The sequence below is a fragment of the Streptomyces sp. CG 926 genome, from assembly GCF_003148825.1.
GTDB lineage: Bacteria > Actinomycetota > Actinomycetes > Streptomycetales > Streptomycetaceae > Streptomyces.
Window position 1 is genome coordinate 349,087 of sequence record NZ_QGGZ01000008.1, and the last position, 23,369, is coordinate 372,455.

A 23,369-nucleotide genomic window follows, 5' to 3' on the forward strand; every position below is an offset into this window, starting at 1 on the left:
CTCGCGCTCGCCTACTCCTCGACGAGGAGCTTCTCGCGGAGCTGGGCCAGGGTGCGGGCCAGCAGCCGGGAGACGTGCATCTGGGAGATGCCGACCTCCTGGGCGATCTGCGACTGGGTCATGTTGCCGAAGAAGCGGAGCAGCAGGATCCGCTTCTCCCTGGGCGGCAGCCCCTCCAGCAGCGGCTTGAGGGACTCGCGGTACTCGACGCCCTCCAGGGCCTCGTCCTCCGAGCCCAGGGTGTCCGCGACCGCCGGCGACTCGTCGTCGGTGTCCGGGACGTCCAGGGAGAGCGTGCTGTAGGCATTGGCCGATTCCAGCCCCTCCAGCACCTCCTCCTCGGAGATCCCCAGCCGTTCGGCCAGTTCGTGCACCGTCGGGGAGCGGCCGTGCTGCTGGGACAGTTCGGCGGTCGCCGTGGTCAGCGAGAGCCGCAGCTCCTGCAGACGGCGCGGCACCCGCACCGCCCAGCCCTTGTCACGGAAGTGGCGCTTGATCTCGCCGACCACCGTGGGCGTGGCGTACGTGGAGAACTCGACCCCGCGGTCCGGATCGAACCGGTCCACCGACTTGATGAGGCCGATCGTCGCGACCTGGGTCAGGTCGTCGAGTGGCTCACCGCGGTTGCGGAAGCGCCGCGCCAGGTGTTCCACCAGTGGCAGGTGCATCCGTACCAGCCGGTTGCGCAGCTCGGCCTTCTCCGTCGAACCGTCGGGCAGCGCCCGCAGTTCGATGAACAGGGCCCGTGCTCCGCTGCGGTCGCGCGGATCCGGCAGCGCCGCGGTCGCGGCGAACACCGGTGCCGGCGCCGGCGGCACCACGGGGGCCGTGGCCTCGGCCTCGGCTCCCGTCCCGGTCGGTCCGTCTGGTTGTGGTTGTTCCTGCTGGTTCTCGCTCATAGGGCCCGCCCGTCGCTCCGCCGAGTCCAAAAAGCCGTCTTCCGCATCCGCGTCAGCCGGGTGCGGCCGGGCGTGCTGCTGCTCCGGGATGCCGCCGTCGACCTCGTGCCGTACCCGGGGCCGATCCCCGCCCCGCACCGGGATCTCCCCGCCGCTCACGCCGGGCCTGGTCCCGCGCCGCGCTGTTTGTAGAGGCTGATGCTCACCGTCCGGTTCTCCTCGACCGTGGCCTCGACCTTGCCGGCCAGCGCCGACAGGACCGTCCACGCGAACGTGTCACGCTCCGGTGCCCGCCCGTCGGTGGTCGGCGCCGAGACGGTCACCTCCAGCGAATCGTCGATCAGCCGGAACACGCAACTGAGGACGGAGCCCGGCACGGCCTGCTGGAGCAGGATCGCGCAGGCCTCGTCCACCGCGATGCGGAGGTCCTCGATCTCGTCGAGGGTGAAGTCCAAACGTGCCGCGAGACCGGCCGTGGCCGTCCGCAGCACCGACAGGTAGGCACCCGCAGCGGGCAGCCGGACTTCCACGAAGTCCTGAGTCCCGGGCTCGCCTGCGATCTGGGACACCCTCACCTCCAAGGTGGTACGAGCTCTGTTCGCCGGTGACGCTATCGCGATCCGGGCGATCGTGTCGCGGCACCCCTCTTGGTGCCCGCTTCGAGCACCCCGCCTGCGAGCCAGTGACTGATGGTAAGCCCATGGGTACGCACAGTGGCTAGGGGTCTGCGGGGCCCAAATCAGGGGAACCGGCGGAGGGTTGAACTACCCCGGTTCAGACGATCGAACCGTCGACAAAACACCAGCGCCAGGTCTCACCCGGTTCGAAGCTGCGCATCACCGGATGGCCGGTCTCCTCGTGATGCGCGGTGGCGTGCCGGTGGGGCGAGGAATCACAGCAGGCCACATGCCCGCACCCCAGGCACATCCGCAGCTGCACGGGGTGGCTGCCGAGGGCCAGGCATTCGGGGCAGGTGTGGTGCGAGGGCACCGGTTCGGGACGCGGCAGTTCGGCAACGTGGGTGCACTCGCTCATCGCATTCTCCTTGTACCGGAACCCCGACCTTCAACCTCGGGGCGAACCGCGCGCAGGAGACGGAGCCGCGATGCGGCGGAGCGTCGTTGCGTCACGCTTTGACCGGAGCTTGATCTCGTACAGAATACGTTCCCGCCGTGCGAGTCCTGGGGATCTCCTCGGCCAAGCCCGCGCGTTCGGGGCGAGCGGCCGACGATTGAGGTGGATCTTCGATGGAGGTATTGCCGCTGGTGGCGCTGATCGCCGGCAGTGCGGCGGTCGCCGGGCTGGCGCGCCGGACCCCGGTGCCGGCGCCCCTGCTGCTGGTCGCCGCCGGTCTGCTGGCCGGGTACGTGCCGGGGGTGCCCGCGTACGCCCTCGACCCGCACATCGTGCTGCCGTTGCTGCTCCCGCCGCTGCTCTACACGGCCGCCGTGGACAGCTCGTACCTGGACCTGCGGGCGAACGCCCGCCCCATCGCCATGCTCTCGGTGGGCTACGTGCTCTTCGCGACGCTCGTCGTCGGGTACGCCGCGTACGCGCTGGTGCCGGGGCTCTCCGTGCCGGTGGCGTTGGTGCTGGGCGCGGTGATCGCCCCGCCGGACGCGGTCGCCGCCACCGCGATCGCCCGCAAGCTCAGGCTGCCGAACCGGATCACGACCATCCTGCAGGGGGAGTCCCTGGTCAACGACGCGACCGCGATCACCGCGTACAAGGTGGCGCTGGCCGCGGCCGTCGGGGTGAGCGCCGGCTGGGCGGGCGGGATCGCGGAGTTCCTGCTGGCCTCGGTGGGCGGCGTCGGCGTGGGCCTGCTGCTGATGGTGCCGATCCACCAGCTGCGCACCCGGCTGAAGGAGCCGCTGCTCCAGAACACCCTCTCGCTGCTGATCCCCTTCGTGGCGTACGCGGCCGCCGAGCGGGTGCACGCCTCCGGGGTGCTCGCGGTGGTCGTGGTCGCCCTCTACCTCGGGCACCGGAACTGGCAGGTCGACTTCGCCACCCGGCTCCAGGAGGAGGCGGTGTGGAAGGTGGTCGCCTTCGTGCTGGAGTCGGTGGTCTTCGCGCTGATCGGGCTCCAGCTGCCGGTGGTCCTCAAGGGGCTCGGCGAGTACAACGGCCTGCACGCGGCCTGGTACGCGATCGCCGTGTTCCTCGCGGTGGTGGTGGCCCGGTTCCTGTGGGTCTTCCCGGCGACCTTCGTGCCCCGCTGGATCTCGCCGCGGATCCGCGACCGGGAGCCGGAGACCGACTGGAAGGCCCCGGTGATCGTGGGGTGGGCCGGGATGCGCGGCGTGGTCTCGCTGGCCATCGCCTTCTCCGTGCCGATGTCGGTGCCGCACCGGAACCTGATCCTCTTCCTGACCTTCACCACCGTCATCGGGACGCTGGTGGTGCAGGGGCTGACGCTGCCGCCGCTGATCCGGGCGCTGCAGCTGCCGCCGAAGGACGTGCAGGCCGAGACCCTGGCGGAGGCGCAGGCACAGAGCGAGGCCTCGCGGGCCGCCGAGGAACGGCTGGTCGAGCTGCTGGAGGAGCCGGAGAACAGCACGCTGCCGCCGCCCCTGGCGGACCGGCTGCGGACGGTCATGGAGCGCCGGCGCAACGCGGTGTGGGAGCGGCTGGGCGAGGTCAACCCGGAGACGGGGGAGTCGGCGGACGACATCTACCGGCGGCTCGCCCGGGAGATGATCGCGGCCGAACGGGAGGTCTTCGTGACCCTGCGGGACCAGCGGCGGATCGACGACGAGATGCTGCGGGCCCTGCTGCGCCGGCTCGACTTGGAGGAGGCCGCGGCCTACCGCGAGGAGGGCTGAGCGGGGAGCGCGGTCACGGGCGGCCGGTGACGACGGCGGCGAGGGTCGTGCCGCGCGGGAACGCGCCCGACGCGGTGAGCTCGGTCAGTGCCCAGAGCAGCTTGGCCACGTAGATCCGCTCCACCGGGAGGCCGTGGCGGGACCCGAAGTCGGCGGCGAAGGCCTCCAACTCGACCGGGACCCGGCCGTAGCCGCCGTGGTGGAAGTCCTCGGCCAGGGTCCAGTCGCCGGCCGGCCCCCCGAAGGCGGCCGCCTGGAGGGAACGTATCTCCGCGGCCAGGAAACCGCCCGCCAGGACCGGGACCCCGAGCGCCCGCTGCCCGGGGGCCAGCCCGGCCGCGAGGCCCGCCAGCGTCCCACCGGTACCGCAGGCCACCGCCACCACGTCGGCGGTGCCGCGCAGTTCCCGGCCGAGCTCGGCGCAGCCGCCCAGGGCCAGGGCGTTGCTGCCGCCCTCGGGGACGACGTACGCGCCCTGCGCGCCGGCCGCGTCCACCAGGCGGGCCAGCTCCCGCGGCTCGGCCTTGCGGCGGTACTCCGACCTGGACACGAAGTGCAGCCGCATCCCGTTGGCGGCGCACCGGGCGAGGGAGTCGTTCAGGGGCCGTCCGGCGAGCTCGTCACCCCGCACGACGCCGACCGTCGCCAGCCCGAGCAGCCGCCCGGCGGCCGCCGTGGCCCGTAGGTGGTTCGAGTAGGCCCCGCCGAAGGTGACCAGCTGCTCGTGACCACCCGCCAGGGCGGCCCGGAGATTGGGCGCGAGCTTGCGCCACTTGTTGCCGGGCAGCTCCGGATGGACGAGGTCGTCCCGCTTCAGCAGCAGCCGTACGCCGTGCCGGTCGAACCTGTCGTCGCGGATCTCCCGCACCGGGGACGGTGGGCGCGGCTGCAGGAGGTCGTCAAGGTTCGCGGGGCGGTTCACCCGTCCATTGTGTATCCGTGCGGTGCCTTAGCCGCCAGGACCCCGGCGGCCCACCGACCCGCGCCGTACCTCGGCCGGTCGCGCGAGGGCTTCGGCGGGCTCGGCCGGGGCGGGGTGCGGGGCCTGAGATGTTCTTCACGCGCAGTGGGCCGTCGGTGATGATGGATCGTCAAATCCGTTGAGCATGGGGGGAATTCATGAGTACCGGTAGTGATGCGATTCCGTTCGGCGTGGTGGGGCTGTTGGTCGTCGTCCTGGCCTATTTCATTCCCACCGCCGTCGCCTTCGGGCGAGGGGTGCCCAACAAGGGCTCCGTGCTGGTGGTCAACCTGTTCCTGGGCTGGTCCGTCGTGGGATGGGTGATCGCGCTCGCCATGGCCGCGCGCAGCAGGTAGCGCTGCTCCGTCGTCCCCGGCGTGGTGCCGGGGGCGACGGCCCGGGAAGGGCGGTGGGGGCCGGCTACTTCAGGCGCTCGCCGATGCGGGCGCGCATGGCGTCCATCGTGAAGCCCCTGGGGTCGACCTTGCCCGGCTGCCACTCGCGATGGCCGATCACCGAGCGCTCCGTCCAGCGGTGGTACCGGCAGATGGCCGCCGAGACGCGGGCGATGGCGTCGAGCTGGACCGCCGGCCAGGGGTCCACGCCGTCGCCGAGGTTCTCGCACTCGAAGCCGTAGAAGTACCGGTTGCCGTCGGTGTCCGTCTCGTTGTCCAAGGGCAGCCGCTTCTCGGCGATCACCGCCGCCAGGACGTCGGAGTCACCCGCGCCCGCGTGGTTGGCGCGGCCGTAGCCCACGAGGTGGACCCGCCCGTCCTTGGCGATCACGCCGTGGCAGAGCGGGCCGGGCAGGGAGCTGTACCCGTCCCGGCACAGCTCGACGGTGTACGAGGTGCCGCGGGTGACGGTGTGGTGGATCATCACCCCGTGCACGGGCCCCCAGGGCCCCTTGTGGTTGCGGTTGTGGGTGCGCCAGGCGCCGACCTCGACGACGGTCAGTCCTTCGTTGCGCAGTGCGTTGATGAAACGGTCCGCGGACATGGGTGCGGCCATGGCCGCCTCCTTCGTGCGGGCGCGACGGGCACCCTGTGTACCCGTGTCGTCACCCTCCGGTTTAGTGGAGGCGGCCCTTCCGCGGCTAGTGCATTCGTACGGTGAGCGAGCCGATCCAGCCAACGACCAGGGATCAGGCCGACGCGAGCCACAGGTCCGGGCCGAAGACCTCGTAGTGGATGTCGGCTGCCGGCAGTCCCTTGGTGATCAGCTGCGCGCGCACGGCCCGCATGAAGGGCAGCGGTCCGCACAGGTAGGCCTTGGTGCCCGGGGCGAGGGGGACGGCCGACAGGTCCATGCGGCCTTCGCCGTCGCCCGGCTCCGCCGCCTCCTCGTACCAGAACCGGGCCGAGGCGTCGGCCAGCTTGTGGGTCAGTGCCCGGTGGTCGCCCCGCAGGGGGTGGTCGGCGGGGGAGCGGTCGGCGTGCAGCACGGTCACCGACGCGGGGTGCCCGGTGTCGGCCAGGTGCTCCAGCATCGAGAGCATCGGGGTGCAGCCGATCCCGGCCGAGGCGAGCAGGACCGGGGCGGCCGGGTCCGCCAGGACCAGGTCGCCGTAGGGGGCCGAGACCCGCAGGGTGTCGCCGGTGGTGATCCGGGCGTGCAGGTGGTTGGAGACCTCGCCGTCGGGGCCCGCGGCGGCCGCCCCGTGGACCCGCTTGACGGTGATCGCGCGCACCGCGGAGCCGGGGGAGGTGATGAGGCTGTACTGGCGGATCTGGCGGGCGCCGTCCGGGAGCTCGACCTGGACCGAGACGTACTGGCCGGGCCGGTGGGTGGGCGCCGGGGCGCCGTCCGCGGGGGCGATCCGGAAGGTGGCGCAGTCCGCCGTCTCCTCGGTCCGGCCGGTGACGGTCCATTCGCGCCACACGTCGCCGGCGACCACCCGCTGCTCGGCGTAGAGCCGTTCCTCCAGGGCGATCAGGGCGTTCGCCATCAGCCAGTAGACCTCGTCCCAGGCCTCGGCGACCTCGGGGGTGACGGCCTCGCCCAGGACCTCGGCGATCGCCGCGAAGAGGTGCTCGTGGACGACCGCGTACTGCTCGCGGGTGACGCCGAGGCTGGCGTGCTTGTGGGCGATGCGGCCGAGCATCACGTCGGGGCGGGTGTCCGGGTGGGCGAGGAGGTGGGTCGCGAAGGCGGCGACGGAGCCCGCGAGGGCCTGCTGCTGGAGGCCGGAGTGCTGGTTGCCCCGGTTGAACAGGTCACGGATCAGGGCCGGGTGCGCCGCGAAGAGCTTGGTGTAGAAGAGCTCGGCTATGGCGCCGATCGCCGCTCCGACGGCGGGCAGGGTGGCTCGTACGGTCGCGCTCGACTTCTCGGACAGCATGCAGAACTCCTCGGGTGATGGACGTGACTGTGTGAATTTGCATCTAAGATGCGTATTTTTGATCGCAGCAGACCGCCGGAAGGCGGACTTCTGTTCGGACTCCTTCGACCCCTGTCGAGGCCGACGGGCGGCGGTGGCCGGTCGTCCGACCGGACGGGTCAGGGGCCCCCGGGCCCGCCGGGTCCGGCGGGCGCCCTGCTCGAAATGCCCAGCAGGAGCGGTCCCGTGGGGGACGCCACCAGGTCGTTCACCGTGAGCGGGTCCAGCGCGGCGAAGAAGGCCTCCTGGGCCCGGCGCAGCGCGCCGCGCAGGACGCAGGCGCCGCGCAGCGGGCAGGGGGTGGTCCCCTCGCACTCCACGACGTCGCCCTCGCCCTCCAGCTCGCGCACCACCGCGCCGACCGGCGCGGCGCGCCCGGCGGCGGTCAGGGCGAGCCCGCCGCCACGGCCGCGCCGGGCCTCGACCAGGCCGAGATGCTGCAGCCTGGCGACCACCTTGGCGGTGTGCGTGTAGGGGACCTCCATGGTCGCCGCCACGTCACGGGTGGTCGGGAGGTCCGTCTCCTCGACGGCCAGGCGCATCAGGACGCGCAGCGCCAGGTCGGTGAATCGGGTCAGCCGCATGGGGACACCGTAGGAAACTTGCATATCTGATGCAAGTTAGAGTCCACGGGCCCGACCCCGGACCCCGAGGGCCTCGGATGGCGCACGCATGGCCGAAATCGGTGGGGTGCGTGGGGTCGGGGTGGCCCATGAGGGAGGTGGGTGACCCCAAAGAGTGCCCCGCACCCACACGGAGTAGTCCCATCCTTTTGTGTAATGGTCCCACCACTTTCCGTAGTGAAAGGCTGCCTTCGCAGATCCATGGAGTGATCGAAAGGGAAAGACATGTCGGTCCAGGCAGGTTCCGAGTCCGAGGCCCAGACACCGCAGCGCAGTCTTGGGACGACGGCCGCACGGAACTTGGCAACCACCACCAAGTCCGCGCCGCAGATGCAGGAGATCACCTCGCGGTGGCTGCTGAAGATGCTGCCGTGGGTGTCGGTGCAGGGCGGCACGTACCGCGTCAACCGCAGGCTGAGCTACTCGGTCGGCAACGGCGTCGTGGAGTTCATCAAGACCGGTACCCAGGTCCAGGTGATCCCGGCCGAACTGGGCGAGCTCCCGCTGCTGCGCGACTACGAGGACCTCGACGTCCTCGGCGAACTCGCCCAGCGGTGCCGCCAGATCGACTTCGAACCCGGCCAGGAGCTGACCTCCTTCGGCAGCCCCGCCGACCAGGTCTTCCTGCTCGCCCACGGCCGCATCGACCAGATCGGCCCCGGCCCCTACGGGGAGGACGCCGTCCTGGCGACCGTCGCCGACGGCGCGTACTTCGGCGACGACTCCCTCGTCGATGAAGAATCGATTTGGGAGTACACCGCCCGCGCCGCCACCTCCGGCACCGTGCTCACCCTGTCCCGCCAGGACTTCCAGCTCCTCGCCGACCGCGTCGAGTCGCTGCGCGAGCACGTGGAGGACGTACGGACCCGACCCGATCGGGACACCAACAGGTACGGCGAGGCCGCGATCGAGCTCTCCGCCGGCCACCAGGGCGAGGCCGTCCTCCCCGGCACCTTCGTGGACTACGAGGCCCGGCCGCGCGAGTACGAACTCTCCATCGCGCAAACGGTCCTGCGGGTGCACAGCCGTGTCGCCGACCTCTACAACCACCCGATGAACCAGACCGAGCAGCAGTTGCGGCTCACGGTCGAGGCGCTGCGCGAGCGCCAGGAGCACGAGATGCTCAACAACCGCGACTTCGGCCTGCTCCACAACGCCGACTACGACCAGCGCATCCAGCCGCACGACGGCGCGCCCAGCCCCGACGACATGGACCAGCTGCTCAGCATGCGGCGCGGCTCCAAGCTGTTCCTGGCGCATCCCAAGGCGATCGCCGCCTTCGGCCGCGAGTGCAACAAGCGCGGGATCTACCCGGAGTCGGTGGACATCGGCGGCAACCGGGTGCCGGCCTGGCGCGGGGTCCCGATCTTCCCGAGCAACAAGATCCCGATCAGCGACGCCCGCACCACGTCCATCCTGTGCATGCGCACCGGAGAGGACGAGCAGGGCGTGATCGGCCTGCACCAGCCGGGCATCCCGGACGAGATCGAGCCGAGCCTGTCGGTCCGGTTCATGGGCATCAGCGAGCAGGCGATCATCTCCTACCTGGTCACCGCCTACTTCTCGGCCGCGGTGCTGGTTCCGGACGCGCTCGGCGTGCTGGAGAACGTCGAGATCGGCCGCTGGCGCTGACCGCCGTGAACACCATCGCGACCGGTGAGGGCCAGGACGCCGCGGCCCTGCTGGAACGGACGAGAGAAGCGGTCGACCCGCAGTTGCGGCGCACGGTCGAGAGCCTGCCGGGTCAGATGCGGCGCGTGGCGATGTACCACTTCGGCTGGGAGCACGAGGACGGCAGCCCCGCCACGGGCGGAGCCGGGAAGGCCATCCGGCCCGCCCTGGTGCTGGCCGCCGCCCAGGCCCTGCGCGGCCCCGGGGCCGGCCCGGTCGAGGAGGCCGTCCGGGCGGCGGCCGCCGTGGAGCTGGCGCACAACTTCACCCTGCTGCACGACGACATCATCGACAAGGACGTCCGGCGCCGTGGCAGATCCACGGCCTGGACCGTCTTCGGGACACCGGACGCCCTCATCACGGGCGACGCGATGATGGCGCTCGCGCTGCGGCTGCTCGCGGAGGATCCGCATCCGGCCGCGGCGGCCGCCTCGGCCCGGCTCGCGGCCTGCGTCATCGAGCTGTGCGCGGGCCAGCAGGCGGACTGCGCCTTCGAGCAGCGCCCGCAGGTCTCGCTCGACGAGTGCACGGCCATGGCCACGGCCAAGACCGGGGCGCTACTGGGCTGCGCCTGCGCGCTGGGCGCCCTGTACGCGGGGGCCGGCCCGGACGAGGTCGACGCCATGGACGCCTTCGGGCGGGAGGCCGGGCTGGCCTTCCAGCTGATCGACGACCTGATCGGCATCTGGGGGGACCCGGGGCACACCGGCAAGCCCGCCGGGGCCGACCTGATCGCCCGCAAGAAGTCGCTCCCGGTCGTGGCCGCCCTCACCTCGGGCACCACGGCGGGGAAGGAGCTGGCCGAGCTGTACGCCGGCCCCATGACCGGGGACGACGTACGCCGGGCGGCCGACGCGGTGGACCGGGCCGGCGGGCGCGACTGGGCGCAGGCGCAGGCCGCGGACCGGATGGGGCGGGCGGTCCAGCAGCTGTCCCGGGCCGTACCGGACCTCGGGGCGGCGGGCGGTCTGCTGGCACTCGCGGAGTTCGTGACGCGCCGTACGAGGTGAGCCCGAGGGGGGGGCGAGGCCCGTTCCGGTACCGCACGGTGCCGGAACGGGCCTTACCGCATGTCTGCGCCAACTCTAGGATCACTCGCGGTTGTTGATACGCGAGTGAAGGGTGTGGCCAGTGGCACTGGAGATACGTCAGGCGGATCGGTCGGACCGGGACGCGGTGGCGCGGCTGCTCGACGAGGCCTTCCGCACCGACCCGGTGAGCAGCTGGGTCTTCCCGGACCCGGAGCACCGGGCCGCGGTGCACGGGAAGTTCCTGGGCGTCTTCGTGGACGTGGCGCTGGAGGAGGGCCGGATCGACTACGCCGTCGACGGTTCGGCGGCCGCGCTGTGGCTGCGGATCCCGGCGGGCGAGCCCGAGGGTGAGGACGAGGTTCCGGCGCGCATGCGGGCCGTGGCCGACCCGGACAACGAGCGGTGCGAGCTGGTCGGACGCCTCACGGGCGCGGTGCACCCGACGGCCGAGGAGCACGAGTACCTGCTGATGATCGCGGTGGCCCCGGGCCGGCAGGGGCAGGGGCTGGGCGGCGAGCTGATCGCGCCGGTGCTGGAGCGCTGCGACCGCGAGGGCGTGCCCGCGTACCTGGAGGCGAGCAGCGAGCGCAGCAAGGGGCTGTACGAGCGGCTCGGCTGGGAGCTCACGGGGGAGCCGGTGCGGCTTCCGGACGGGCCGCTGATGTGGCCGATGTGGCGCAAGCCGCGCGGCTGAGGGGCCGCGGCCCACCCCCGTCGGACCATGGCCCTTGCGTAACCACTGCAAGCGAAGTACTTTATGCGACGTGCCTCGATGCGATGGCACTCCCTGGTGAAAGAGAATCGCTTGCGCAAGCTCACGTACTTCGTCGCCACGTCCGTCGACGGGTTCATCGGAGCCCCGAACGGCGACGCCGATTTCTTCTTCAGCGCGCTCGACGCCGAGTTCGTCGGTCACCTGGCCGCCGAATATCACGAGACCGTCGCGGCGCAGGGGCGCGTCCCCCTGGGGATCGCCGACGAGGCGCCCAGGCGTTTCGACGCGGTGATCATGGGGCGCACCACCTACGAGGCGGGCCTGAAGGAGGGCGTGGTCAACCCCTACGGCCACCTGCCCGAGCAGTACGTGGTCTCGCACTCCCTCGCCACGTCGCCGGACCCGCAGGTCCAGCTGATCGGCGGGGACCTCGTGGCCCAGGTCCGCGAGATGAAGGCCCGGGACGGTCTCGGTATCTGGCTCTGCGGCGGAGCCGACCTCGCCACCCAGCTGATCGACGAGATCGACGAGATCATCGTCAAGACCTACCCGGTCTTCGCGGGCACCGGCATGCCGATGTCCCACGCGGGCTTCGGAGTGCGCCCGCTGGAGCTCACCGGGGTCAAGACCTTCGGCGGCGGCCAGATCATCAGCACGTACGCCGTCCGCCGGAGCTGACCCGCCGCAACGCACGGAACCGGCCTACCGTGGAGGTATGGCCGGTGAACAGCAGCACCACACGCACGAGACGGTGGCCCCGCAGGCCGGGCACGAACAGCAGACGTGCCCGGCGTGCGGGCGCCGCGTCGACACAGTGGTCAGGCGGCGCAAGTCCCTCGGGATCTTCATTCCGGTGTGGGGTCGGGGTCCCTGCCGGAACCCCGACTGCCACGACTACACGGACCCCGGGGAGCGGTGACTCAGCCCTTGGTGGCGAGGTCCTTCGCGCCCAGGCCCGAGGCGAAGCCGTTGGCCCAGAGCTGGTTGACGCGCGACCGCTCGGCGGAGTTCGGGTTGGCGTTCGTGCACGACGTGCCCGGGCCGCCACCCGACATCAGCTCGCTGCACGGGCCCGAGTAGTGGTCCGGCAGACCCAGCACGTGGCCGGTCTCGTGCGCCGTCACCCGGGTGGAGTTGTACTGCTGGTTCTGCCGGTAGTCCAGGAAGATGTAACCCCGGCCGTGCCCGTCCGTGCTCGCGTACGAGCCGCGTGAGTCGTTGCCCTCGCGGTACGAGAAGTTCCCGCCCGAGGACACCTCCTGCAGCTTGACGTTGGACACCGAGCTGTTCCAGATCTGCGTGGAGCGGGCTATCTGGCTGCGGAAGCTCGGGGCGCTGCGGGTGTTGTACGTGACGGTCACGGCCAGGACGCCGGGGTTGGCGGCGCGCTGTTCGGCGACCGAGCGCTGCACGGCCTCGAAGAAGGCGGCGTTGGCGGCCTCGTTCTCCGGGGAACGCTCGTACGCGGCGTAGCTCACGGCGTTCCCGACGGGGGCGGGCGCGGCGGTGGCGGTGGGGGCGACACCAAGGGCGGCGGCGAGGCCGAGGCCGACGGTCGTGGCCAGCATGGCCTTACGGGAGTGGCGCATGTGGGGGAGCTCCTACTCGTCCGGTGCGGTGGGGGGTGGTCTTTCGAACCGGAGTCTGCGGGAGCACGAGTGCCCGGCGGATGATGTCACTCCTCGATAACCCGGGCCTATCGGCAAGATTTCGGCAGCCCAACTAACATGAGAATGGCGGGATTCGGGGGGCTATAGGTGGCTGGTGCGGTCCACCGGGACCGGCCTACCCTCGGGTCATGGAGCTTGAGGTCAGGCATTTGCGCGCACTGTGCGCCATCGCCGACGCCGGAAGCCTGCACAAGGCCGCCCGGCAACTCGGCGTGAGCCAGCCCTCCCTGACGACCCAGTTGCGTCGCATCGAACGGGCCCTCGACGGCGAGCTGTTCCTGCGCGAGCGGACCGGCTGTCGCCCCACCCCCTTCGGCCGGACCGTGCTGGGCCGGGCCCGCCCGCTGCTCGCCGAGATGGCCGCGCTCGTCGCGGAGGCCCGCGAACTGGCCCACGCCTCGCGGCTGCGCATCGGCTCGACCGCCAGCAGCGCGCTGCCGGGCTGGCTGCGACGGATCCACCGGCGGCTTCCGGACACCGAGACCTCGCTGGTGGTGGACGTCTCCGCCAACGCGCTGCTGCGGATGGTCGCGGCGGGACAGCTGGACGTCGCGTTCGTGCACGAGGTGGAGGGCAGCCCGCTGCGGGTGCCGCCGGGCCTGCAGGTACGCGTCCTCATGGAACGGGAACCGCAGTTCGTATCGATGTCCCGGGACCATCCGGCCGCCGGGCAGGCGGTGGTCTCCTTACGGGACCTGGCCGCCGACCGCTGGATGGTCGACCCCTCGGTCGACGGCGAGTGGGACGGCCTGCGCCGGGTCTTCGCCGGGGCCGGACTCGACCCGCCGGTGCTGCACGCCGACTACCACACGGCGGCCTCGCTGATCATCTCCGGCGAGGCGGTCGCCCCCTGCCAGCCGACCTCCGGGCCGCGCGAGGACATGGCGATCCGGCCGCTCTGCGGGGACCCGCTCGCCGTACGGCTGCTGCTGGCCACCCGACCGGGCGCGCACGCGGAGGTCTACGAGGACCTGCGCGCCGCCTATCGCGAGGCCGCCCTGCGGACGCCCCCGTACCGGGCCTGGCTGCACCACCACGCGAGTCCGCTGCTGGAGGTGGCATAGCCCTGCCGCGGTCCCGAACGGCGCCTTTCAGGCCGCGCCTTCCTGCCCGACCGACCTGGACATGACCAGGGTCACCGGAAGTCGACCCCGGGCGGTCGTCGACCGGATCAAGGGGACGCCGCCCACGGCCCGCCGGCCGCCCGGGTCCGGTCGTACGCGAGGGCCGCCGTCCCCTGCGCCAGCAGGACCGCGCCCGCCGTCGCCCAGCCGGGGCTGCGACGGTGGGCCGCCCAAACCAGCAGGGGAGCTCCCGCCGCCACTTGGGCCGTGCCCATCAGCCGGGCCCGCGGGCCGCGGACCCAGGGGCCCAGCGGGCCCCGGTCCGCCGCGTCGAGTTCGGCCCGTACCGCGTCGCGCCAACCCGACCACTCCAGCGGTTCCACGTCGGGAGCCACTCGGGCCGCGGCCCGGAGCCGGTCGGCCGATTCGCCCGGGGCGAGGCCGGGCGGCAGGGTCAGTCCGGCGCGCGTGAGCAGGGCGACCAGCGCGAGCAGCCGGGCCTCCCCGTCCACGGCGGGATCGGCGTCGGCGCGGGTGAGGCGTTCCAGGTCCGCCAGGTCGAGCACGGGGTCCAGGCCGAGCCGCGCCGACAGGGCCCGCACGGCGTCGGGCTCGCCGACCGGGTGCCCGGCCGCGTCCCACGCGTAGGCGACGGTCCGCCGGAACCCGCCGGCCAGGGTGAACCCGGTCCGGCCGGCCTCCCACCACAGGCTCAGCACCGGCCAGGGGGCGCCCGTCGCGATCGCCGAGCCCCAGCCGGCGAGGACCTCCGTCACGGTCTCCGGGCCGTCCCGCCAGGGCTTGTCCTCGGGGACGAGCACGCTCCACCCGCCCGCGGGGGCGAGCAGCAGGCGTACGCGCAACAGGTGTGCCGGGGGCCGGACGGCACGGGGTTCGGCGCGGCAGAGCAGCATTCCGCCGGTCGCGGCCCTGGATATTGACATGCCCACACAATAGTGCAAAACACCCCTAAACGTGGGGTTTTGAAAGGGAGCTTGACTTCACTCAACCGCGATATATCGTGTTAGCAGAAGACGCGATATGTTGCGTGCGTCTGGCCCCGTCCGTGAACGCACGAGGAGGATCAGCACCATGGCAGAGCAGTCGCCCGAGTCGTCGTCGCAGGCGCAGGCGCAGGCCGCGTCGCCGTCACCGACGACGTGGCACTTCGCCGAACCGCAGAAGCTCACCTTCGGGGAGCCGGTGACCGAGCTCCGCGTCCGCCTCGTGAGCGGCACGGTGAATGTGGTCGCCGCCGAGGAAGGGCCCGCCCGCCTGGAGGTGACCGAGGTGGACGGACCGCCGCTGTACGTCGTGCAGGACGGCGGCACGCTGACCGTCTCCTACGAGGACCTGCCCTGGAACGGCTCCCAGGGCCTCAAGCAGTGGTTCGAGACCAAGCCCTGGAAGGCCTGGTCCGGGTCCGCCTCCGGCCGTAAGGCCTGGGAGCGCAGCGTCGCGATCACCCTCACCGTGCCCGCCGCCACCCAGGTGCACGTGGCGGCCGTCGGCGCCGCCGTCTTCGTCTCCGGCATCTCCGGCGGCACGGACGTCAACGGGGTCTCCGGCGACGCCACGCTGGTCGGGCTGTCCGGCCGGGTCAAGGCGCACACCGTGTCCGGCAGCGTCGAAGCGCAATCCGTCTCCGGCGAGTTCGGCTTCCACTCCGTCTCCGGCGGCCTGACAGTGGTCGACGGCTCGGGCGGCAACGTACGGGCCGACTCGGTCAGCGGTGACATGCTCATCGACCTCGCCGCGGACCCCGCCGCCCCCGAGCCGGTGGACATCTTCCTCAACTCCGTCTCCGGGCAGGTCGCGATCCGCCTCCCGCACCCCGCCGACGCCCGGGTCGAGGCCAACACCGCCACCGGCCGCGTCTCCAACGCCTTCGAGGACCTGCGGGTCTCCGGGCAGATGGGGGCCAAGCGGATCACCGGCACCCTCGGCTCCGGCGCGGGCACCCTGCGGGCGACCACGGTCTCCGGCTCGATCGCGCTGCTGCGCCGCCCGCAGGCCGACGCCGAGCACCCCGCCGCCCCCCTCACGCTCGACAAGAAGGTGCTCTGACATGCCGCCCGTCTTCGCCCACGGCCGACTCCGCCTGTACCTCCTCAAGTTGCTGGACGAGGCCCCGCGCCACGGGTACGAGGTGATCCGCCTGCTGGAGGAGCGCTTCCAGGGCCTGTACGCGCCCTCCGCGGGCACCGTGTACCCGCGACTGGCGAAGCTGGAGGCCGAAGGCCTGGTCACGCACGCCACCGAGGGCGGGCGCAAGGTGTACTCGATCACCGACGCCGGCCGGGCCGAACTGGCAGACCGTGGTGGCGAGCTGGCCGACCTGGAACTGGAGATCCGCGACTCGGTCACCGAGCTCGCCGCCGAGATCCGCGACGACGTCCGGGGCGCGGCGGGTGACCTGCGCCGTGAGATGCGGGCCGCGGCCTCGGCCTCGGCGACCCAGGTCGAGGACGAGTCCTGGAAGGCGGCCAAGGAGGACCTGCGCAAGGCGCGGCAGGAGTGGAAGGAACAGGCGCGCCGGGCGAAGGACGAGAGCCGCCGCGCCCGTGAGGAGGCGCAGCAGGCCCGCCGCCAGGCCAAGGAGGCCCAGGAGCGGGCCCGCGAGGAGGTCCAGCGCATCGCGGGCCAGCTCCAGGAGCAGTTCGCCAAGTCCGGCGGCGTCCTCGGCAGTCTGGCCGGAGCCTGGCTCGGTGGCGGTACGCCGGGTGCGGGCGCTGCCGCGGGCTCGGCCGGGGGTGCGGGCTCGGCGGGTGGTGCGGCGGCGGATCCGGTGGTGGACGGGGACTGGGCCGCCGACCTGGCGCCCACCGGTGACCCGGCCCGTGACCTGGACCGGCTGCTGGACCGCTTCCGCGACGAGGTCCGCGACGCGGCGCGGGACCGCGGGGTGACCGAGGCCCAGGTGGCCGAGGCCCGCCGCCACCTGGAGGCGGCCTCCGGCCGGCTGGGAACCACGTTCGGGTCCAGGCCGTAGCCCGTCCGCCGCACCGCGGCCGGGGCGCCGCCCCGGACCCCGCGCCTCAAACGCCGGCGGGGCTGTAGGTGCGGGCGCCGCCTCGGAGCCCGCGCCGCGAACGGCGGCGGGGCTGTGGGCGTGGGGCTCCGGCGGGTGGTCAGGCGGCCAGGCTGGTTTCGGCTGTGGTGTAGGTGACGCCGTGGTCCGAGAGGACCTCGGCGACGGTGCCGGGGCGGGAGAGCAGGGCCAGCAGGAGGTGCAGGGTGCCGATGTGGTGGTCCTTGCGGCCCAGCGCGATGCGCAGGGACTGCTCCAGCACCTTCTTCGCACCCTCGGTGAAGGGGACGTGGTGGTTGCCGCCGCGATCGTCCCGCTCCGTACGCCCCAGGGCCGAGCGGATCGAGGTGCCCAGGGTCCGCCTGCGGGGCGCCGGGGTCGCGAGGACGCCCTCGCCGTGGGTCTCCTCGACGCGGGCGACGATCTCGGTGAGGTCGATGCCGAGTCCGGCCAGCGCCTCCTCGTCCGCCCGGGACATGCCGCCCCGACGGCGGGCCGCCGCGAGGTCGGCGGCCACCGCCGTGCGGTCCACGCCGAGCGGGTCCAGGGTGCCCAGGGCCAGCAGGGAGAGCAGCAGGTGCTCCTCGGTGACGGTGGCGGCCCCGCTCTGCCGGGCCTCGGTCACCGCCCCGGTCACGGTCGACCGGGCGTCGCGGGTGAAGCGTTCGAACATCAGAGCCTCCCGTATTTCTTGTGCACGGCCTGCCGGCTGACGCCCAACTCGGCCGCGATCTCCTGCCAGGACCATCCCTGCGCGCGGGCACTGCGTACCTGTACGCCCTCCAGCTGCTCCAGCAGCCTGCGGAGGGCGGCCACGGCACGCAGACCCACGCGCGGGTCACGGTCACCGGCCCGCTCGGCGAGATCAGTGGCTTCGGTCATGGATGTCAATGTAGGTTGACGCGGGAGGTTCGTCAACCCTGGTTGACATCAAGGGGTGAGGACGATCTTTCCGAAGAGGTCGCCCGACGCGAGCTTCTCGAACCCCTCCCGCGCCCGGTCCAGCGGCAGCACCTCGTCGATGACCGGCCGCAGCCCGGTGGTCGCGCAGAAGGCGAGGAGGTCCTCCAGCTCGTCCTTCGAGCCCATCGTCGAGCCGACCACCTTCAGCTCCAGGAAGAAGATCCGGGTCAGCTCGGCGTGCGCGGGGCGGTCGCCGCTCGTGGCGCCGGAGATCACCAGGGTGCCGCCCGGGCGCAGGGACTTCACGGAGTGGGACCAGGTGGCCGCGCCCACCGTCTCGATCACCGCGTCCACCCGCTGCGGCAGCCGCGCGCCCGGCTCGAAGGCCTCCACCGCGCCCAGCTCCACGGCCCGCTTGCGCTTGGCCTCGTCCCGGCTCGTGGCGAACACCCGCAGGCCGGCCGCCTTGCCGAGGGCGATCGCGGCGGTCGCGACACCGCCGCCGGCGCCCTGCACCAGGACGGAGTCCCCGGGGCGTACCCCGGCGTTGGTGAACAGCATCCGGTACGCCGTCAGCCAGGCCGTCGGAAGGCAGGCCGCCTCCTCGAAGGTCAGCTCGGCGGGCTTGCGCAGCACGTTCCAGGCGGGGACGGTCACCTGCTCGGCGAAGGTCCCCTGGTAGCGCTCGGTCAGGATCGAGCGCGGCTCGTCCGGGCCGACCCCGTGGCCGCTCTGGCCGATCACGGAGTGCAGGACGACCTCGTTGCCGTCCTGGTCGATCCCGGCGGCGTCGCAGCCGAGGATCATCGGGAGTCTTTCCTCGCCGAGACCGACCCCGCGCAGCGACCACAGGTCGTGGTGGTTGAGGGAGGCGGCCTTGACGTTCACGGTCACCCAGCCGGGCCGGGCCTCGGGAGCCGGGCGGTCGCCCAGCTCAAGGCCGTTCAGCGGCTGGTCACGGTCGATTCGGGCGGCGTAGGCAGCGAACATGCGGCGACGCTACCGCTCGGTAGGGGCCGGGTTCCAGACCTCCCGGGACCGCACGGGTGAGGCCTTCGTCGCACCCGCGCGCCGCCGGGGCAACGCAGAGGCCCGGCCGGAGGGTTCCGGTCGGGCCTCTGCGCGTACAGCTCGGCTCCGGTCTCAGCCCAGGCGGGCGACTCCGTCGGCCTTGGCCGCGGCGGCCACGGCCGTGGCGACGGCCTCGGCGACGCGCTCGTCGAACGGCGACGGGATCACGTAGTCGGCGGCGAGCTCGTCACCCACGACGCCGGCGATGGCGTCGGCGGCGGCGATCTTCATGCCCTCGGTGATCCGGGTGGCACGCACCTTGAGGGCGCCCGCGAAGATGCCCGGGAACGCCAGCACGTTGTTGATCTGGTTCGGGAAGTCGCTGCGGCCCGTGGCCACGACCGCCGCGTACTTGTGCGCGACGTCCGGGTGGACCTCCGGGTTCGGGTTGGCCATGGCGAAGACGAACGCGTCCTTCGCCATCGAGGCCACCGCCTCCTCCGGGACCGTACCGCCGGAGACGCCGATGAAGACGTCCGCGCCGTTCAGCGCGGTCTCCAGGGAGCCCGTCTGCCCGGTCTTGTTCGTCAGGCCCGCGATCTCCGCCTTGACGTCCGTCAGGTCGGAGCGGTCCGCGGACACGACGCCCTTGCGGTCGGTGACGCAGACGTCGCCGATGCCCGCGTCCACGAGGATCTTGGCGATCGCGATACCGGCCGCGCCGGCGCCCGAGATCACGGCGCGCAGGTCGCCGAGGGTGCGACCCGTCAGCTTCGCGGCGTTGCGCAGCGCGGCGAGCGTCACGATGGCCGTGCCGTGCTGGTCGTCGTGGAAGATCGGGATGTCCAGCGCCTCCTGGAGGCGGCGCTCGATCTCGAAGCAGCGGGGCGCCGAGATGTCCTCGAGGTTCACGCCGCCGAAGGACGGGGCGAGACGGATGACCGTCTCGATGATCTCGTCCGTGTCCTTGGTGGCGAGCGCGATCGGAACCGCGTCCACCCCACCGAACTGCTTGAAGAGAATGGCCTTGCCCTCCATGACCGGGAGGGAGGCCTCGGGACCGATGTCACCGAGTCCGAGCACGGCCGTACCGTCGGTGACGACGGCGACCACGTTGGACTTCCAGGTGTACTCGTTCACCAGCTCCGGCTGCTCGGCGATGGCGCTGCACACCTTCGCCACGCCGGGCGTGTAGGCGAGGGAGAGGTCATCCTTGTTGGTGACCGGCACTGTGGCCTGGATGGCCATCTTGCCGCCCCGGTGCAGCGCGAACACCGCGTCCGGGTTGTTGTCCGTGACGCTGTCACTGCGAGGGTTGAAGATTTCCGCTGCCACTTCGTGTGACCCCTTAAGTCCTTTGAATCGTTGAGGGTGGCCACTCCTGGTTAAGGGGTGGGCGGGCACCGCGTCCGTACTCCGCGTCGACGGTTGGCCCGTCTCCGCGGAGGGGAGGTTCGTACGCGCGGGCGCGCCGCACGCGCGCCCTGAGCCCCGGATGAGGGGTGTAAGGATCTGTTCTACCCGAAGAACGCTCGCCCAGACGAGTCGATTCCCGCTCAACTGTAGGTCCCTTGCCCGGCTTTTGGCGAAAAGTCCAAACCTTGCCGTCCAGTGGGCGAGACGCCCCGTAGAAACTGCGGCAAAACCAGCAGGTCACAGCAGTATCTGCGGCCACGAACCCCCTTCTCCGCAGTCCTGTTGGGCTACCCCGGGCGCCCGTTATGCGATTTTGACCTGACGGGCACCCTGAATGTCTCAGTCCGAATGGCAAGATGCCGTAATCACACAAGGTCGCGACACTCGATGGTGCGTGTTCGACCGTTTTTCGTTGCTTTTCCACCAGCGCCGGAGGAACCAAGCCATGACCGCTAGCACCACCCGTCGTACGACCGCCGCACGGTCCCGGATCGCCGCGGTCGGCGCGATCGCGGTCGCGGGCACCCTGATCCTCACCGGCTGTGGTGACCAGACCGACAAGGCCTCCAGCACCCCGTCGGGCGCGGCTGCCAACAGCAGCGCGCCGCTCTTCTCCAAGCTCCCGAAGAAGATCCAGGACGCCGGTGTCATCAAGGTCGGCACGGACGCCACCTACGCGCCGATGGAGTTCACCGAGGGTGGCAAGATCGTCGGTGTCGACCCCGACGTGGCGGCGGCCATGGCCAAGCAGCTCGGCGTGCAGTTCAAGTTCGAGTCCGGCACCTTCGACACGCTGATCGGCAGCATGCAGACGGGCCGTAGCGACCTGGTCATGTCCTCGCTCACCGACACCAAGGCCCGTCAGGAGGGCCTGGACGACAAGGGCGCCAAGACCGGTGCCGGTGTCGACTTCGTCGACTACTTCTCCGCCTCCACCGGCATCCTGGTCAAGAAGGGCAACCCGGACGGCATCAAGACCCTCGACGACCTGTGCGGCAAGACGGTCGCCGTGCAGCGTGGCACCACGTACGAGGAGTCGGCCAAGACCCAGGCCGAGAAGTGCAAGACGGACGGCAAGGGCGAGCTCAAGGTCGAGTCCTTCCCGACCGACGCCGAGGCCCAGACCCGAGTGAAGGCCGGCGGCGCCGCCGCGGACCTGAACGACTCCCCGGTCGCCGCGTACATCGCGCAGACCGCCGGTGGTGGCAAGGAGTTCGAGGCCATCGCCAACCCGACCGACGCCGGTCTCTTCGGCATCGCGGTGGACAAGAAGAACACCCAGCTGCGCGACGCGCTCAAGGAAGCCCTTGACGCGGTCATCAAGGACGGCACCTACAAGACCGCCCTGGACAAGTGGAACGCGGGCTCCGGCGCCGTGACCGAGGCCAAGATCAACGCCGGTTCCTGATCTCCGCGTACCACCGCAGCACACTGAAGGGCAGTCACTGTGACTGACAAGCTCGACAAGGTCCCGGGCCCGGCGGACACCCCGCCGGCCGGGGCCGTACCCCCCGAGGCCATCCGCGCCATCCCGGTCCGCCACTACGGTCGCTGGATCAGTGCCGTGGTCGTCATCGGCCTGGTCGTGGCTCTCGTCGTCGCCTTCTCGCAGGGCAACGTGCGCTGGGCCACCGTGCCGGAGAAGCTGTTCGACCCGACGATCCTCCGTGGTGTCGTCAACACGGTCTGGATCAGCATCACCTCGATGGCCCTGGGCCTGGTCCTCGGTATCCTCTTCGCCGTCATGCGGCTCTCGAAGAACCCGGTGACCAGCACCATCGCCTGGTTCTACATCTGGCTGTTCCGCGGCACCCCGGTGTACGTGCAGCTGCTGATCTGGTTCAACCTCGCCCTGATCTTCCCGATCCTGAACCTCGGGTTCTACAAGGACGAGATGACCCAGGTCATGACGCCCTTCCTGGCCGCCCTGCTGGGTCTCGGCCTGAACGAGGGCGCGTACATGGCGGAGATCGTCCGCGCCGGCATCCAGTCGGTCGACGAGGGCCAGACCGAGGCCTCGCACGCCCTCGGCATGACCCGCACGCAGACGATGCGCCGCGTCGTGCTGCCGCAGGCCATGCGGGTGATCGTGCCGCCGTCGGGCAACGAGTTCATCAACATGCTCAAGACCTCGTCGCTCGTGGTCGCCGTGCAGTACTTCGACCTGCTGCGCGCCGCCCAGGACATCGCCTCGACCTCGTTCGCGGTGATGGAGATGTTCTTCGTCGCGTCGATCTGGTACCTCGCCCTGACCAGCGTCTTCAGCGTCGGCCAGTACTACCTGGAGCGCCGCTACGCCCGTGGCGCGCTCCGCTCGCTGCCGCCGACGCCGCTGCAGAAGATCAAGGCGAAACTGTCCAGCTTCTCGAACCGCAAGGCGGTGGCCTGATGACGACTGCCATGGTGAAGGCCGAGGGCGTCCACAAGTCCTACGGCGCCGCGCACATCCTCAAGGGCATCGACCTGGAGGTCGCCCCGCGTGAGGTCTTCTGTCTGGTCGGCCCGTCCGGCTCCGGCAAGTCGACCTTCCTGCGGTGCATCAACCACCTGGAGCAGGTCAACGCCGGACGGCTGTACGTCGACGGACAGCTCGTCGGCTACCGCCAGAAGGGCGACAAGCTCTACGAGCTGAAGGACAGCGAGGTCGCGGCCCAGCGCCGGGACATCGGCATGGTCTTCCAGCGCTTCAACCTCTTCCCGCACATGACGGCCATCGAGAACGTCATGGAAGCCCCGGTCATGGTCAAGGGCGAGTCCAAGGCGGTGGCGCGCGAGCGCGCCGCCAAGCTCCTGGACCGTGTGGGCCTCGGCGACAAGGGCGGGAACTACCCGACCCAGCTCTCCGGCGGTCAGCAGCAGCGCGTGGCCATCGCCCGCGCGCTCGCCATGGAGCCGAAGCTGATGCTCTTCGACGAGCCCACCTCGGCGCTCGACCCGGAGCTGGTCGGTGACGTCCTCGACGTCATGCGGGACCTCGCCGAATCGGGCATGACCATGATCGTGGTCACGCACGAGATGGGCTTCGCCCGCGAGGTCGGCGACAACCTCGTCTTCATGGACGGCGGCGTCGTCGTCGAGTCGGGCCACCCGCGCGAGGTCCTGGGCAACCCCCAGCACGACCGCACGAAGGCCTTCCTCTCCAAGGTGCTCTAGCTCGCACAGGCTG

At 71.4% G+C, this 23,369-nt stretch carries 26 protein-coding genes; 13 read left to right on the forward strand and 13 right to left on the reverse strand.

Annotated elements, in window-relative coordinates; translation table 11 throughout:
* Positions 1 to 11: 11 nt before the first annotated feature.
* The 3 genes from BCL76_RS23000 to BCL76_RS23010 all read right to left on the reverse strand — a co-directional run bounded on the left by BCL76_RS23000 (position 12) and on the right by BCL76_RS23010 (position 1,934).
* A complete protein-coding gene (locus BCL76_RS23000; protein WP_109781306.1) occupies positions 12 to 1,058 on the reverse strand; it encodes an RNA polymerase sigma factor SigF in 1,047 nt (348 codons plus the stop codon).
* Positions 1,055 to 1,468, reverse strand: coding sequence for an anti-sigma regulatory factor (locus BCL76_RS23005; protein WP_030012703.1), 414 nt, complete (start codon positions 1,466 to 1,468; stop codon positions 1,055 to 1,057). Before BCL76_RS23005 ends, BCL76_RS23000 begins: the two co-directional genes overlap by 4 nt.
* A 205-nt stretch (positions 1,469 to 1,673) precedes the next feature.
* On the reverse strand, positions 1,674 to 1,934 hold the full coding sequence (locus BCL76_RS23010) for a UBP-type zinc finger domain-containing protein (RefSeq protein WP_030764468.1): 261 nt from the start codon (positions 1,932 to 1,934) through the stop codon (positions 1,674 to 1,676).
* Positions 1,935 to 2,146: 212 nt separating this feature from the next.
* Between BCL76_RS23010 and BCL76_RS23015 the strand changes: the two genes are divergently transcribed.
* Positions 2,147 to 3,727 (forward strand): Na+/H+ antiporter, encoded by a 1,581-nt coding sequence (locus BCL76_RS23015; protein WP_109781307.1) that lies wholly within the window; start codon positions 2,147 to 2,149, stop codon positions 3,725 to 3,727.
* Positions 3,728 to 3,740: 13 nt separating this feature from the next.
* Here BCL76_RS23015 and BCL76_RS23020 read toward each other — a convergent pair whose 3' ends face one another.
* Positions 3,741 to 4,649, reverse strand: a complete 909-nt coding sequence (locus BCL76_RS23020) for a 1-aminocyclopropane-1-carboxylate deaminase/D-cysteine desulfhydrase (protein WP_109781308.1) — start codon at positions 4,647 to 4,649, stop codon at positions 3,741 to 3,743.
* Between the two features lie 197 nt (positions 4,650 to 4,846).
* Between BCL76_RS23020 and BCL76_RS23025 the strand changes: the two genes are divergently transcribed.
* Entirely contained in the window at positions 4,847 to 5,044 is a 198-nt protein-coding gene (locus BCL76_RS23025) for a superinfection immunity protein (RefSeq protein ID WP_109781309.1), read from the forward strand.
* 64 nt (positions 5,045 to 5,108) lie between these two features.
* Here the strand turns inward: BCL76_RS23025 and BCL76_RS23030 are convergent, their stop codons facing one another.
* The 3 genes from BCL76_RS23030 to BCL76_RS23040 form a co-directional block, all read right to left on the reverse strand.
* Positions 5,109 to 5,699 (reverse strand): N-acetylmuramoyl-L-alanine amidase, encoded by a 591-nt coding sequence (locus tag BCL76_RS23030; protein WP_109781310.1) that lies wholly within the window; start codon positions 5,697 to 5,699, stop codon positions 5,109 to 5,111.
* Between the two features lie 133 nt (positions 5,700 to 5,832).
* Positions 5,833 to 7,029 (reverse strand): globin domain-containing protein, encoded by a 1,197-nt coding sequence (locus tag BCL76_RS23035; protein WP_109781311.1) that lies wholly within the window; start codon positions 7,027 to 7,029, stop codon positions 5,833 to 5,835.
* Between the two features lie 158 nt (positions 7,030 to 7,187).
* Complete coding sequence (locus BCL76_RS23040) at positions 7,188 to 7,652, reverse strand: RrF2 family transcriptional regulator (RefSeq protein ID WP_109781312.1); 465 nt, start codon at positions 7,650 to 7,652, stop codon at positions 7,188 to 7,190.
* A gap of 264 nt (positions 7,653 to 7,916) precedes the next feature.
* On the opposite strand from BCL76_RS23040, the gene BCL76_RS23045 reads away from it, so the two are divergent.
* From BCL76_RS23045 to BCL76_RS23065, 5 genes are all read left to right on the forward strand, one after another.
* Positions 7,917 to 9,323, forward strand: a complete 1,407-nt coding sequence (locus tag BCL76_RS23045; protein WP_109781313.1) for a family 2B encapsulin nanocompartment shell protein — start codon at positions 7,917 to 7,919, stop codon at positions 9,321 to 9,323.
* Positions 9,320 to 10,372 carry a family 2 encapsulin nanocompartment cargo protein polyprenyl transferase gene (locus BCL76_RS23050; protein WP_375137957.1) on the forward strand — a complete coding sequence of 351 codons (1,053 nt, stop codon included), beginning with the start codon at positions 9,320 to 9,322 and terminating at the stop codon, positions 10,370 to 10,372. The genes BCL76_RS23045 and BCL76_RS23050 overlap by 4 nt, the downstream gene beginning before the upstream one ends.
* Positions 10,373 to 10,493: 121 nt before the next feature.
* Positions 10,494 to 11,087, forward strand: coding sequence for a GNAT family N-acetyltransferase (locus BCL76_RS23055; RefSeq protein ID WP_109781314.1), 594 nt, complete (start codon positions 10,494 to 10,496; stop codon positions 11,085 to 11,087).
* A 111-nt stretch (positions 11,088 to 11,198) separates the two neighbouring features.
* Entirely contained in the window at positions 11,199 to 11,786 is a 588-nt protein-coding gene (locus tag BCL76_RS23060) for a dihydrofolate reductase family protein (protein ID WP_109781315.1), read from the forward strand.
* Between the two features lie 37 nt (positions 11,787 to 11,823).
* Positions 11,824 to 12,027: a hypothetical protein gene (locus BCL76_RS23065; protein WP_109781316.1), complete on the forward strand. Its 204-nt coding sequence runs from the start codon at positions 11,824 to 11,826 to the stop codon at positions 12,025 to 12,027.
* Position 12,028: 1 nt separating this feature from the next.
* Here the strand turns inward: BCL76_RS23065 and snpA are convergent, their stop codons facing one another.
* Complete coding sequence (gene snpA, locus BCL76_RS23070) at positions 12,029 to 12,697, reverse strand: snapalysin (protein WP_181382673.1); 669 nt, start codon at positions 12,695 to 12,697, stop codon at positions 12,029 to 12,031.
* A 209-nt stretch (positions 12,698 to 12,906) separates the two neighbouring features.
* On the opposite strand from snpA, the gene BCL76_RS23075 reads away from it, so the two are divergent.
* Positions 12,907 to 13,842, forward strand: a complete 936-nt coding sequence (locus tag BCL76_RS23075) for a LysR family transcriptional regulator (RefSeq protein ID WP_030711543.1) — start codon at positions 12,907 to 12,909, stop codon at positions 13,840 to 13,842.
* Between the two features lie 107 nt (positions 13,843 to 13,949).
* Here the strand turns inward: BCL76_RS23075 and BCL76_RS23080 are convergent, their stop codons facing one another.
* The gene (locus BCL76_RS23080; RefSeq protein WP_181382682.1) at positions 13,950 to 14,780 is read right to left on the reverse strand and encodes a hypothetical protein; all 831 of its coding nucleotides are present in this window, start codon (positions 14,778 to 14,780) and stop codon (positions 13,950 to 13,952) included.
* A 154-nt stretch (positions 14,781 to 14,934) separates the two neighbouring features.
* Between BCL76_RS23080 and BCL76_RS23085 the strand changes: the two genes are divergently transcribed.
* Positions 14,935 to 15,909: a DUF4097 family beta strand repeat-containing protein gene (locus BCL76_RS23085; RefSeq protein ID WP_109781318.1), complete on the forward strand. Its 975-nt coding sequence runs from the start codon at positions 14,935 to 14,937 to the stop codon at positions 15,907 to 15,909.
* 1 nt (position 15,910) lies between these two features.
* The gene (locus BCL76_RS23090; protein ID WP_109781319.1) at positions 15,911 to 16,834 is read left to right on the forward strand and encodes a PadR family transcriptional regulator; all 924 of its coding nucleotides are present in this window, start codon (positions 15,911 to 15,913) and stop codon (positions 16,832 to 16,834) included.
* A gap of 139 nt (positions 16,835 to 16,973) precedes the next feature.
* On the opposite strand, the gene BCL76_RS23095 is transcribed toward BCL76_RS23090, so the two are convergent.
* From BCL76_RS23095 to BCL76_RS23110, 4 genes are all read right to left on the reverse strand, one after another.
* Positions 16,974 to 17,546, reverse strand: coding sequence for a Clp protease N-terminal domain-containing protein (locus BCL76_RS23095; RefSeq protein ID WP_109781320.1), 573 nt, complete (start codon positions 17,544 to 17,546; stop codon positions 16,974 to 16,976).
* Positions 17,546 to 17,755: a helix-turn-helix domain-containing protein gene (locus BCL76_RS23100; protein WP_109781321.1), complete on the reverse strand. Its 210-nt coding sequence runs from the start codon at positions 17,753 to 17,755 to the stop codon at positions 17,546 to 17,548. Before BCL76_RS23100 ends, BCL76_RS23095 begins: the two co-directional genes overlap by 1 nt.
* Positions 17,756 to 17,803: 48 nt before the next feature.
* Positions 17,804 to 18,766, reverse strand: coding sequence for a zinc-binding dehydrogenase (locus BCL76_RS23105; protein WP_030764417.1), 963 nt, complete (start codon positions 18,764 to 18,766; stop codon positions 17,804 to 17,806).
* A gap of 153 nt (positions 18,767 to 18,919) precedes the next feature.
* Positions 18,920 to 20,122, reverse strand: a complete 1,203-nt coding sequence (locus BCL76_RS23110; RefSeq protein WP_109781322.1) for an NAD(P)-dependent malic enzyme — start codon at positions 20,120 to 20,122, stop codon at positions 18,920 to 18,922.
* A 526-nt stretch (positions 20,123 to 20,648) separates the two neighbouring features.
* Here BCL76_RS23110 and BCL76_RS23120 point away from each other — a divergent pair.
* From BCL76_RS23120 to BCL76_RS23130, 3 genes are read left to right on the forward strand one after another with little or no spacing between them, the layout of a single operon-like run.
* Entirely contained in the window at positions 20,649 to 21,611 is a 963-nt protein-coding gene (locus BCL76_RS23120; RefSeq protein WP_109781324.1) for an ABC transporter substrate-binding protein, read from the forward strand.
* 39 nt (positions 21,612 to 21,650) lie between these two features.
* On the forward strand, positions 21,651 to 22,592 hold the full coding sequence (locus BCL76_RS23125; RefSeq protein ID WP_030764408.1) for an amino acid ABC transporter permease: 942 nt from the start codon (positions 21,651 to 21,653) through the stop codon (positions 22,590 to 22,592).
* Positions 22,592 to 23,356 carry an amino acid ABC transporter ATP-binding protein gene (locus BCL76_RS23130; protein WP_030386003.1) on the forward strand — a complete coding sequence of 255 codons (765 nt, stop codon included), beginning with the start codon at positions 22,592 to 22,594 and terminating at the stop codon, positions 23,354 to 23,356. The genes BCL76_RS23125 and BCL76_RS23130 overlap by 1 nt, the downstream gene beginning before the upstream one ends.
* Positions 23,357 to 23,369: the final 13 nt, after the last annotated feature.